The organism is Pseudomonas sp., from assembly GCF_026224925.1.
GTDB lineage: Bacteria > Pseudomonadota > Gammaproteobacteria > Pseudomonadales > Pseudomonadaceae > Aquipseudomonas.
Window position 1 is genome coordinate 1 of the sequence record NZ_JAMFRV010000537.1, and the last position, 11821, is coordinate 11821.

The 11821-nt window shown below is 58.9% G+C and carries 9 protein-coding genes; 3 read left to right on the top strand and 6 right to left on the bottom strand.

Going from position 1 to position 11821, the window contains the following annotated elements; genetic code table 11:
• Positions 1–282: 282 nt before the first annotated feature.
• The 3 genes from nahK to M0974_RS22655 form a co-directional block, all read right to left on the bottom strand.
• Positions 283–2877 (bottom strand): hybrid sensor histidine kinase/response regulator NahK/ErcS', encoded by a 2595-nt coding sequence (nahK, locus tag M0974_RS22645; protein ID WP_367279041.1) that lies wholly within the window; start codon positions 2875–2877, stop codon positions 283–285.
• Positions 2846–4009, bottom strand: a complete 1164-nt coding sequence (gene nosP / locus M0974_RS22650; protein ID WP_297842059.1) for a nitric oxide-sensing protein NosP — start codon at positions 4007–4009, stop codon at positions 2846–2848. Before nosP ends, nahK begins: the two co-directional genes overlap by 32 nt.
• A gap of 105 nt (positions 4010–4114) precedes the next feature.
• Positions 4115–5596, bottom strand: coding sequence for an MmgE/PrpD family protein (locus M0974_RS22655; RefSeq protein ID WP_297842063.1), 1482 nt, complete (start codon positions 5594–5596; stop codon positions 4115–4117).
• Between the two features lie 106 nt (positions 5597–5702).
• Between M0974_RS22655 and M0974_RS22660 the strand changes: the two genes are divergently transcribed.
• Positions 5703–6617, top strand: a complete 915-nt coding sequence (locus M0974_RS22660; RefSeq protein ID WP_297842065.1) for a LysR family transcriptional regulator — start codon at positions 5703–5705, stop codon at positions 6615–6617.
• Between the two features lie 55 nt (positions 6618–6672).
• Entirely contained in the window at positions 6673–7263 is a 591-nt protein-coding gene (locus M0974_RS22665; protein WP_297842067.1) for an NADPH-dependent FMN reductase, read from the top strand.
• A 225-nt stretch (positions 7264–7488) separates the two neighbouring features.
• Here M0974_RS22665 and M0974_RS22670 read toward each other — a convergent pair whose 3' ends face one another.
• The 3 genes from M0974_RS22670 to M0974_RS22680 all read right to left on the bottom strand — a co-directional run bounded on the left by M0974_RS22670 (position 7489) and on the right by M0974_RS22680 (position 11419).
• On the bottom strand, positions 7489–9891 hold the full coding sequence (locus M0974_RS22670) for a TonB-dependent siderophore receptor (protein WP_297842071.1): 2403 nt from the start codon (positions 9889–9891) through the stop codon (positions 7489–7491).
• Between the two features lie 68 nt (positions 9892–9959).
• On the bottom strand, positions 9960–10913 hold the full coding sequence (locus M0974_RS22675; protein ID WP_297842074.1) for a FecR domain-containing protein: 954 nt from the start codon (positions 10911–10913) through the stop codon (positions 9960–9962).
• A complete protein-coding gene (locus M0974_RS22680; RefSeq protein ID WP_297842077.1) occupies positions 10910–11419 on the bottom strand; it encodes a sigma-70 family RNA polymerase sigma factor in 510 nt (169 codons plus the stop codon). Before M0974_RS22680 ends, M0974_RS22675 begins: the two co-directional genes overlap by 4 nt.
• A 274-nt stretch (positions 11420–11693) precedes the next feature.
• Between M0974_RS22680 and M0974_RS22685 the strand changes: the two genes are divergently transcribed.
• A partial coding sequence (locus tag M0974_RS22685) for a metallophosphoesterase family protein (protein ID WP_297842083.1) occupies positions 11694–11821 on the top strand: 128 nt, incomplete at its 3' end.

Consider the following 11821-nt stretch of genomic DNA (forward strand, 5'->3'; position numbering starts at 1 on the left):
ATTCTCCCTGATGAAAAATCAGAGCGAATATCACACTAAAAGCGCGATTATGGCTTGATCACCACCATAGAATCTCCCACCAGATCTGCGAATTGCCCCAACTTCTGCCCCGTGCCGAGAACCCTGTGGGACCGAACTTGTTCGGGAAGCAGACAACGCGGTACATCAGACAGACCGCGTTGCTTCATTCGCGAACAAGTTCGCACACATTTGATCTGAGTCGACTCGGTCAACTGTGGGAGCGAGCTTGCTCGCGATGGGGCCTCACAGGCACCGGAAACCTCAAGGCCTGCCAAGCAAATGACTCATTGCGGTCTTGAGCTTCATCGGCCGTACCGGTTTATGCATCAAGGTGTGGCCCAGCTCACGGATTTGCAGCTTGAGTTCGTTGCTGTAATTGGCAGTGATCATCATCGCCGGAATCGCTGACGCACGACGGGCATTGATACGAGCCACAGCATCCACACCATTCTGATCATTGTCCAAGTGATAATCGGCAATCAGCAAGTCGGCTTCGTCGTGATAGTTGTCGACCTGCCGAGCCAGGTCTTGCTCCGATAACGCCGTCACCACCAAACAACCCCAACCCTCCAGCAAGGTGCGCATTCCCGCGCAAATCGCCGCGTCGTTATCTAGCACCCACACTCGGGCACCCCGCAGGCGCTCAAGCATCGGCTCACTCATCAATAAACTTGGCAATGCCTTCGGCGCTGTGGCGCTGAGCGGTATTTCGACGGAGAACATCGAGCCCTTGCCCGGCCACGACCGCACGTGAATCCGGTGCCCGAGAATCCCGGCGATTTTCTCGACAATCGCCAGGCCCAAGCCCAATCCGCGATCCTGATCCGGGCGCTGCACATCGCCACGTTTGAACTCCTGGAAAATCTCTTCCAGACGGTTTTCGGCAATGCCCATGCCGCTGTCCCACACTTCGATGGACAAGCGTTGATGATGGCGCCGGCAACCGAGCACCACGCGACCACTGTAGGTATAGCGAATCGCATTGCTCAGCAGGTTCCGCAGAATTCGCGCCAGCAACTGAATATCGCTGCGTACCAGCGCTGAACAGGGGATGAAATGCAGTTCCAGTCCTTCACTGCGCGCCACCTGGGTGTACTCGGCGGCGAGGTTTTCCAGCAGCTCGCTCAACGCGAACGGAGCAATATCGGCCTTGATCACCCCGGCATCGAGCTTAGAAATATCCACCAACGTACCCAGCAGGTTTTCCACGTCTTCCAGGGAGTTGCTGACATTGCGCACCAGAACTTCGTTGGCCACCGGCTCCCGGCGTTCCAGCAAGGCGCTGGTAAACAGCCGCGCGGCGTTGAGCGGTTGCAGCAGGTCGTGGCTGACGGCGGCGAGAAACTTGGTCTTCGACAGGTTGGCCTGCTCGGCTTCGAGCTTAGCTTCGCGCAGGCGTGATTCCGCTCGACGACGCTCGTCGATCTCGCGCAGCAACTGGTCGTTGAGGGTGGTCAGTTCCGCCGTACGCTCACGAACCCGCAGTTCCAGATTCTGATAAGCCTGGTGCAGCGCCTCGGCAGTGCGGCGGCGCTCGGTGATATCGCGGATCAACACGAAAATCCCCACCACTTCCCCGGTGGCCAGCCGATTGGGCACGTAAGAGCGCAGCATGTAGCGTTCCTGATTGTTGATGTTGGTTTCGGCAAACTCGAACGTCACGCTCTCACCGGCCAACGCCCGGGCAACGTAAGCTTCCAGGCGCTGGTAATGCTGCTCGCTGTGTACTTCGAGCAGGCTCTGCCCGAGCATCACGCCCCGAGGCCAGCAGTACCATTCTTCGTAGACCTTGTTGGTGAACTCGTAGACCAGATCGGCATTAAGGTAGGCGATCAGCGCCGGTACATGGTCGGTGATCAGGCGAATCCAGCGCTCGCTTTCACTCAGTGCTTCGGCGTGCTGGTAGCGCTCGGTAATATCGGTGAACGTATTGACGAAGCCGCCGGTGGGCAGCGGATGGGTGCGAATTTCCAGCACCCGGCCATCGTCGAGGCGCTGTTCGCATTCCTGCACATGCCGCCCGTTGCCATCACGACTGGCAGGGGTCAGCAGGTTCAATTCGCTGTCGGCGATGACTTCGGCGAATGGCCGGTGGGCCGCCACTGGCGCCAAACCGCTGAGTTCGAGAAAACGCCGGTTCCACAATTCCAATATGCCCTCGGCGTTGACCATCGCCACGCCTTGAGACAGGTTGTCGACGGCCCGTTGCAATAAATGTGATTTCTGCGCCAACGCTTGCTCGCGGCGCACGGTTTCGCTGAGTTTGACGTCGGTAATGTCAGTGAAAAGGATCACCCGCCCGCCTTCCTGAGTCGGCCGCTCACTCACTTGCAACCAGCGACCGTTTTGCAAGCGAAACAACAGGTTTTCGTCAGCCTGTCCGCGCGGCTCCTCGGTGAAAACGCCGGTGGACATCATCAGCCGCTTGACCTCGGCCAGGCGCATGCCGGCGTTGATCCGCACCCGGCTATTACCCCAAAATGCCTTGAAACGGCTGTTGAACAACACAATTCGCTGCTCCGCGTCGAACAACACAAAAGCGTCGGAAATGCTCTCGATGGCATCGATCAAATGTTGATGGGCCGTTTCTGCGCGCAGGCGTGCTTCGCTGAGCAAATGGTTGCCTGACTTGAGTTCGGCCATCGCCTGGTTCAAGGCATCGGTACGCTCGCGGACCTGCTCGGCCAGCACCACAGAATGCTGGAACGCCGCGTACGGGTCGTTGCCACGGGTGATACCGGACTCGATCCGTTCGATCAACGCGCCATTGATGCACTGCAATTTGTGATTTTCATGCCGCAGGCTGGCGACTTGCGCCTGAAGCTCAGTGATTTCCAGGGGACCGGCCTCGGGCAATGGCAACCCCGGTGAAGGTCTGGTTGATGTGCATGCCATTGAACTGTTCTCCGTAGGTGTTGAAACCCATCACCCGCTGGTCGCGCAAAAACCTTCCGATCTGCTCCAGACTGTCGCCGTCTTCCAGCTCCAGACGCCTGAGAAAACAGTCGCAGCCGATCGTCAGCAATAGATCCCCGAGGCGCTCCTTCAATCCGTCGAACAAGGTTTGCAGATTGGGTAGCATCAGGCCTGGCGTCATGACCGTGAGGACGATGCCGTTCTCTACCGCGCAGTAAAAGCTCAAGCTCAGGTCCGGATGAACCTGCTGGATAGCCCGCACGTAATACTGATCGTTGATCCGCACGGCCAGCGGGTGTGCGGCGAAAACCCGATGATCAAGCTCGGCCACGGGCACGCCGATGTGCCGGGCGTACTCCTCGGCGGCGGGTTCGGCGTTGAGTTCAAAAACCCGGCGCGAGGCGCTGTCAGCCGCGGTGACCACCAGTTTTTCCGATCTTGGGAGGATGTGGTGGGTGGTGAATACTTCGAAATCCAGCCAAGTGTTGACCAGCACCACCACGGCTGCGCCGCTATGGAATTCACCGCCGAAATAGACGTGGGTATCGGTCAGGTAGTTATCGTCGCCAGCCGAGCCGCCGAAATGCGGAATGTCACCCAACGCCGCGCTCAACGCCGCGAGGACCATTTCCTCACGGCTGGATAAACCATCGAGTAGCGTCAGCGCAAAGCTGTTGCCCTTGATGGGCGCCAACGTGTTGCTGCGACAGCCACTGACCAGGCGCTCGACCAATTGCTGGGCGTCGATCAGGCTGAAGCGCTCCATCTCAGAGATCAGTTCGGCATCAATGGAAAAATGCCGATGGTCGAAACCCACCGCCGTCACGCAGTTGCGACCGTAACCTAACGGGGTGATTTCCCCGGCGCTGGTACAACCCACCAGTCGAATCCCGCCGAAACTCTGCTGCAAGGCCTGGCCCAGCGCCTGTAAGTCGTACTCAGCCGAACAGAAAAACAACACGAAGCCCAAATGCGGATGCAATAACTGCCGCGCCAGCTCCTGAGCCACCTGTTGGGCATCGGTCGCCTGGGACATCGCACTGACGACACCTTCGCTCTGAACCTGCTGCATCGTCGCCTCCCGCAGGTGCGCATGTATGAGGCACGAGTGTACGAAGGCTGTGGGCGGCGACGTATGCTACTTGGGTAGCGGTCCGACGGTTCGATGGGATGAGAGTCAGCCGGTAACGGTCGCTGCCTTGGCAATGTCGGCCGCGCTGTCGAGTTGTTCGACGCCCCAGCACGTCGCGATGAGCTTGTGCGCCTGCTCGTCCGGCAGAATGCCTTTGGCCAGGTCGAGAAACTTCGCCTCCAACTGTTGATCGGTCATCGGCACCTCAAGGCTGCCGATGGCATGCTCAATAAACTTGTGAAGTGTGCGTCCGTCTTTCAAGGTGATAGTCATGTCGACCTGCTCTGGCTTGATGGCCGGGTCGATCGTGGCGGTCACCTTGTCACGCAAAGCAATAACCGTCGGATCAAGCACAGCACTGTCGCTGTATTGGCGTTCCCCGGCCGCCCCCTGGATGATGGCGACCGCCACCGAGTGGTAGATACTGAACTTGCCCTCAAGGCCTATCTTCGGCGTTTTTTTACCGGTCAACTCCAGCACAAGAGGATGCACTTTGAGATCGATTCGAGCGATCTGGTCTGCGGTCAGCGAGTTTTCATTTCGCAACTGGATAGCAGCGTCGATGGCGGGATGAATCACGATGCCGCAGGCAAACGGCTTGTAGGTGTTGAGCGCTGATTCATAGCGGCTGCCCAGGCCGTCGGTGATTTCGGAAAAGTCCTGCTTGGTGCTGATGGTATGCGCCCAGCCACGCTTGGCTTCAATCATCGCGTCTGAACTGGTGAAATCCTTGGCAGCCAACAAGGCTGCGAACAAACCATTGCTGGCGGCCCGCCCTGGGTTGAAGCTTTTATTCATCGAGCCGAAGGATTCACGCAGCCCCACCGGCTGTGATGCCGCCAACCCCAGTGCCCAGACCATCTGCTGTTCAGTCAGACCCAGCAGTTTGCCGGCCGCCGCGGCTGCGCCGAATACGCCAGCAGTACCGGTGATGTGCCAACCCACATCGTAGTGATTGGGATAGACCGAATTGCCGATACGACACTCTGTTTCGACCCCAAGGATCAGCGCATTAAGGAATTCCTTGCCGGTCACCGGGTGATATTCCGAAAGCGCCAGAATCGCCGACACCACCGGACCGGCGGGATGAATGATGGTCTTGAGGTGGGTGTCGTCGAAATCGAAAATATGGCTGGCGACGCCATTCAAGAACGCCGCATTCATGACGTCGAAGCGTTCCGATCGGCCCAGCAGGCTCGACTGCGGGGGCCCGGAAAATGGGGTCAAGGCCGCGATGGCGCGGGTGAGGGTTTCATGGTGTGATCCGCCAACGGCTACGCCCACCCAGTTGAGCAAGGTCCGTGTACCTTCCTTGCGAACATTGGCAGGAAGATCCTCGTAACGCGCTTGCACGATGTAGCGCGCAAGGGTGCGAGTAACGCCCTGACCATCAGCACCCGGTTTGGCGACCGGACTTGTGGGTTCCTGCTTCGGTGTCTCAGCTGCAAACGTTAGACCTGGCGTGGCCGCGGCGATTGAGGCAAGGGCCCCAACCTTCAAAAGACTGCGGCGATTGAAAGAGTTCATGCGTGTGTTCCTTTCTTATGGTTGTCTGACGGCACGTGTTGGCTGTGCACTGAACGATCATGAAGGAGCTGGATCAGTATGTTAATTGCAAGAATCGGATGGACTTATGCGCGGTGAACATAAAATAGAGATGAGTGACCTGCGCTCGTTCGTGACCGTGGCCGAGCGTGGCAGCTTCAGCGCCGCCGCACTCGACCTGCACCTATCGCAGCCTGCTCTCTCCCGCCGCATCGCCAAGCTGGAGAGTTCCCTGGGCGTGCGCTTGATCGAACGCACCACGCGGCGGGTCGACCTGACTGCCGTCGGGCGTGATTTCGCCCGTAAAGCGCGAGAGGTACTGAACACTTTCGAGTCTTCACTCCTGGGGATCAATGAGGGGACCAGCCATCTTTATGGCGAAGTGACCGTCGCCTGCGTGCCCTCTGCGGTCATCCATTTCCTGCCCGACGTGCTTAAGGAGTATCGCCGCACCTACCCTAGAATTCTGGTGCGGGTGATGGATGAGGGCGCGAGCCATACGCTTTCAAGCGTCGCGCGAAGTGAGGCGGACTTCGGAATCAATTATATCGGGGCGCAGGAAATCAACATTGAGTTCGAGCCAATGTTCAAAGAGCGCTTTGTGCTTGCCTGCCGTCATGATCATCCGCTGGCCGCACAGCCTTCGGTGACCTGGGCAGAGATCCAGAAATACGATTACATCGCTGTCGCCAAAGCCAGTGGTAACCGCTTTCTTCTCGATTTGGCACTGGCGGACGTACCCACATTGCCGCACCCCATCTGCGAAGCGAGGCATGTGCGGACCGTGGTCGACATGGTGGAGGCAGGACTAGGTATCGCCGCTGTACCACTCTTGGCAATGCCCCGGCCAAGCGCGCACTCCACGTTGCGTAGCATTCCGCTGGAAGCGCCGCAGGTTTCCCGTACTCTGGGTCTGATTCGTCGCCGGGGACGAGTGCTGTCTCATGCTGCCGAACAGTTGTACGGGATGATCAAGGAGTGGTCGGTGCCGTCAACTACCTGAGATCAACTAAAGCGACGACCAGCGTAGAACGATCCATTTATTCAGGACCCACACCATGACCATTACCCCGCCTCTGACCATCGCTGTATTACTAGGCTCCGTGCGTACAGATCGCCAAGGTATCAAAGCCGCTCGCTTGCTCCTGGCAGCGCTTGAAAAGCGTGGACACGAGGCGGTGCTCGTCGATCCGACGGTAACTCGCCTGCCTCTGCTGGACCGCATGTATAAGGAATACCCAAAAGGGTCGGCGCCGGCCGAGCTGGAGCAACTTGCCACCCTTTACCGCCGCTCCGATGGTTTTCTGTTGGTGAGCGCGGAATACAACCACGGCGTTCCGCCTGCGTTGAAAAATCTGCTCGACCACTTTCTGGAGGAGTACATGTGGCGCCCTTCCGCGATCACCTGTTATTCCGCAGGACAGTTCGGCGGCGTGCGCGCCGCGATGCAGCTACGCATGATCCTCGGAGAGTTGGGCATGCCGAGTATTCCCAGCCTGTTTTCCATCCCTCACATCGGCGATGCCTTGGCTGATGATGGGCAGCCCAAAGAAGAACGTACAACCAAACAGATGAACAGATTTCTCGACGAATTTGAATGGTATGCCCAGGCTTTACGACATCAACGAGCGAATGGCACGCCTTATTGAAGGCGCGCGGCGTAGCGGTTTGACCTGCGTTCCGTTTAATTTCGTCCAGCACCGGGCGGCTGATGGAACTGGGCGCCCGATCGCGGGCAAGCGCGCTCCTACAGTTGCCCTGTGTTTGTTGCGCGACAGCGCGGCGTCGAAGACGTGGCGGCGCAACCTCCTACAGATACCATTGCAGCTCCTCAATTCCCTGTAAGAGCAGTGTCGGGCGTACTGGCGATCAACTCAGAAGCCGACAGTCGCCGACAACAGATAGGTTCTGGGTGTTGAGAGGGTCAATCCTGGCTCGCTGTCATCGGAGGCCCCCGCCGAACTCCAGTAGCGTTTGTTCAGCACGTTTTCGACATTGGCGCGAAGCGTGACCGCCTTGTCGTCGAACTTGAACGCGTAACGCGCGCCAACATCGAAGCTTTCCCAGGCGTCGATTTCCTTGCTGTTGGCCTGGTCCAGATACTGCGAACTGGAATAGGTACCGCGCCCGGTCAGGGTCAGTCCTTGCACGGTCGGCACATCCCATTCGGCCCCCAGGTTGACGTTGTACTCAGGCGTTGCAGGTGCCCGATTGCCATCGTAAGTACCGCTGACGGTGTTGCTCAATTCGCTGTCGATGTACATGCCCCCCCCGAGCAGGCGGAACCCCTTGAGCGGTTCGCCGAACACACTTAATTCAACCCCATCATTGCGACGCTTGCCGTTGAGGCCAAAAACTCGCGATGTAGCGTTGGTCTCATAGGCCGGCTGTTTGATCCGGAATACGCTCGCGGTAAGGGCAAATGATCCCAAGTCATACTTGGCTCCGACCTCAACCTGCCGGCTGATGAAAGGCGGAAAAATCTCGTCCTCGTTTACCGAAGTTGACGGGGCGATTTTGCCCTGGCTCAAGCCTTCCATATAGTTGGCATACAGCGACAGCTGATCAGTCACCTTCAACAGGAGGCCGCCGGAAGGGGAGATTTTTTCCTCATCATAAGCCGTGTCGCCTTTGACACCGTCGGTCCAGTCGTCAACTTTCACACGCTGCCAGCGGGCGCCAAGGGTAAACAGCAGCCTGTCATCAAAGAAACCCAGCGTGTCGGACAATGCCACCCCGCTAAAGTGATTCTCGGTATAGACCTTGGAATCCAATCGCGTAGGGGTGCTTGGCGTCGGCGTTTGCACCGGGTCGAACAGGTTGCTGGGTGACGCGGCGTAGCGAGCGCCGCCATTTTCGAAGTCCATGTAGAAGTAGTTGGCGGCCAGATTGACTTCATGGCTCACCGGGCCGGTATGGAACCAGTTGCGCACGCCGGCCGCGGCCGTCCTGACGTTTTCGTCACGGGTAAAGTCGCGCGGTTGAACGCTGAAATCACCCACGGTGTTAGTGATCGCAACGGCATGACGGAGGAAGTCATGATTGCTTTTGCGTGCCCCCACGCCGCCGTACACCATGACTGAATCGCTGAGGTCATATTCGCCATTCACCGCACCAAAAGTATCGTTTGTGCGCGCCTTGCTCCAGGCTTGCGCGTAGTTTCGACGGATATCGTTCGGGTTCGGGACCTTCGCGTTGGCGCCTATCTGCACCCGTTCCTGCGGTGCGTCGGTATCGCGTTCGGTGTGGCCGATATCGGTCGACAGCCTTAGCCGATCACCGCGAAAATCAAGGCCCAATACAGCCATCTCGCGGTCAACACTCTGGTGATCCCATTCGGTGTCGCCGGACTCCTTGACGCCGTTAAACCGAATACCAAACTTGCCTTCGTCGCCGAATCTGCGGCCGATATCCACCGCACCGCCGACTTGGTTATTGGAGGCATAGCTGCTGGTGAATTCAGTGATGGGTTTGTCAGTGGCGCGCTTTGGCACCACGTTGATGCCGCCGCCGACGCTGCCCCGCGGCGATATGCCGTTGATGAGCTGGCTCGGCCCTTTAAGAATATCCACACGCTCGGCCATTTCCATGTCGATCGTGTAGGTCGGCAAAATACCGTAAAGACCGTTGTACGAAACGTCGCTGTTGAACAGGCTGAAGCCTCGGATAGTGAACTGCTCATAGCGCCCACCCGCCGGGTTGGTTGCGCGAACCGAAGGGTCGCTAGCGATCAAGTCACCCAACGTACGCGCCTGCTGGTTTTTGACTGTTTCGCTGGTGTAGGTGGTCATGCTGAACGGCGTTTCCATAAAGTCCCGCGAGCCCAGCATGCCTTGCGAACCACGGCGCGCGACCTGGCCACCGGCATACGCCTGCCCGTCCGTAGAGTCGCTGGCACCGATAATCGAGGTGGGGGCCAGTTGCAGACTGCTGCCCTCCTGGACCGGGGTCAGGGTGTAGGCATGCTCGCCCACCGGCAACAGCTGCAGGCCGGTACCTTGCAGCAAGCGCGCGAAGCCCTCCTCAACGGCGTACTCACCGGACAGCCCTGCACTGTTGCGCCCGCTCACGAGCGCCGGGTCCACCGACAGATTGACCCCGGCAAGGCCGGCAAAGCGCGTCAGCGCCGCGCCCAGACCACCGGCCGGGACCTCGTAACTGCGTCGGCCCGTGGTGTCGGCCCAACTGGCCGAAATGAACAACGGACTGGAACTCAGGGTTAGCAAAAGACCTAACTGCAACAACGGGCGCAAACGATAAGGCAATACTGCAGACATGTGGGGAAGCTCTCGTATTTTGTTCACTTACCTGGAATGACCGGCGAGGCGAAAAAAAGGGACAGGCTTCACGCAGTATTTTTTCGAAGAGCAGTTTTTCGAGAGGTCAACGTGACCCAATAGCGGGTACGCAACTGCAGTTCCACCGGCAAGGTGGCTACCAGCAGAGAGAGTACGCGGTCAGTGTCGTCGAGCTGAAAACTGCCGGTGACGCGCAGGGCTTCAAGTTCCGGCTCCCAGCGCAGCAAGCCGGAACGGTAACGACTGAGCTCACGCAGGAAGTCGCCCAAGGGCTGATTCTGTGCCATGAGCACCCCGTCGCGCCAACCAGGCAACAACCTGTCGAAGGTGCTGATTGGCCCGGCCCCCACCCGTCGTAAGCTGACCTGCTGGCCAGAATGTAAAGCCAGGCCGGCCCCCTGTAAGGGTTGCAGTTGTACCGTGCCGCTGACCACCGACACTTGGCAGTCATTTGCCGTGAGGCGTACGCAGACTTCGCTTCGGCTGACGATAATGCGACCGTAAGGCCCCTCAATGGTCAGCGGTACGTTGCCAGGCACCTTAAGCGCCATTTCACCGCGCACCAATGTTATGCGTCGCTGGCCCAAGTCCACATTGACGGCACTGGCGGTATTGAGTTGCAGCGTGCTGCCATCGGCCAGCGGCAAGCGCTTGTGTTCGCCCGTGGAGGTTTGCAGGTCAGCCCGCCAGACATCCAGCGGCAATTGTCGCCCCAGCAACCAGGCGGCCGGAACCAGCGCGGCAACGCCCAGTGCGCGTTTAAGGAATTCACGCCGAGCTTCGTCGGGTCGATCCAGCGTAGCCATCGCCAGGCTCGAAGGCAGACCGCAAAAGCGCTGGCGCAATTGTTGAGCCTTCTGCCAGGCGCGCTCGTGGCTGCTGCAGCTATCGCGCCAGTGCTTCAGCTTGAGGTGGTCATCCTCTTTGGCACCGCCGGATTCCAGCAGGGCCAACCAATGTGCCGCCCTGCGCGCGACCTCGCGGTCCTCGTTGGAAATCACCAGTCCACCAGCAGGCAATGCTCGTAGGCCTGCGCCATGTAGCGTTTGACGGTGCGTTCCGACACGTGCAGGCGTTCGGCGATATCGCGGTAGCCCATACCTTCGAGCTGGCTCAAGAGAAACGCACGACGCACAAGCGTCGGCAGGCCGTCGAGGAGTTCGTCCAGGGCTTGCAGGGTTTCGAGCAGCAGCCAGCGCTGTTCGGGTGACGGCACGCTGTCTTCGGGCAACTGCGCCAAGGCCTCCAGATACGCCTGCTCCAGGCTGCGCCGGGTGTAGAAGTTGCTCAACAGGCGTTTACCCACCGTCAGCAGGTAAGCCCGCGGTTCTCGCATATCGGCGATTTGTTGCGAGCTGGACAGCACGCGCAAGAAGGTGTCCTGACTCAGGTCGGCCGCATCCCAAGCATTGCCCATGCGCCGCCGCAACCAGCTTTCCAGCCAGCTGTGATGGTCGCGGTACAGGCCATGGAAGGTGTGCTCAGTGGGCGTCGCTGCTTCAGTCATGTCGGGGGCCGTGGGCTAAGGACGCCTCAAATGAGACTGATTCTAATTAGTGTTAGTAATGTCAGCAAGCGCTGTATGTCGAGTGGATGCCTGCATGCTCGTCAACGGAGACGTCGGCAGCGTAGCGTCGCGCCGGTAGGCCTATGGATAGGCCACACCATGGCGATGGGGCTGGTCATCGCCGGGTGGAGGCAAGTACAGAACCCTGTTGATCCTTGGAGAATAAGCTTAGGTACACTGAGTTCTCATTCTTGAGCGTGGCGTGGAGCTTTGCATGAAAGTTGGCGTGATTTCCGATACCCATGGCCTGCTCCGCGCCGAAGCCCTTGCTGCCTTGGAGGGTTGCGAACGGATCATTCACGCGGGTGACATTGGCGCCCGCGAAATCCTCGATCAACTGGC

Excerpts from the sequence above, each read along its gene's own strand:
- nosP (WP_297842059.1), bottom strand. The coding sequence starts at position 4,009 with ATGCAGCAGGTTCAGAGCGAAGGTGTCGTCAGTGCGATGTCCCAGGCG.
- M0974_RS22670 (WP_297842071.1), bottom strand. The coding sequence starts at position 9,891 with ATGTCTGCAGTATTGCCTTATCGTTTGCGCCCGTTGTTGCAGTTAGGT.
- M0974_RS22680 (WP_297842077.1), bottom strand. The coding sequence starts at position 11,419 with ATGACTGAAGCAGCGACGCCCACTGAGCACACCTTCCATGGCCTGTAC.
- M0974_RS22655 (WP_297842063.1), bottom strand. The coding sequence starts at position 5,596 with ATGAACTCTTTCAATCGCCGCAGTCTTTTGAAGGTTGGGGCCCTTGCC.
- M0974_RS22660 (WP_297842065.1), top strand. The coding sequence starts at position 5,703 with ATGCGCGGTGAACATAAAATAGAGATGAGTGACCTGCGCTCGTTCGTG.
- M0974_RS22665 (WP_297842067.1), top strand. The coding sequence starts at position 6,673 with ATGACCATTACCCCGCCTCTGACCATCGCTGTATTACTAGGCTCCGTG.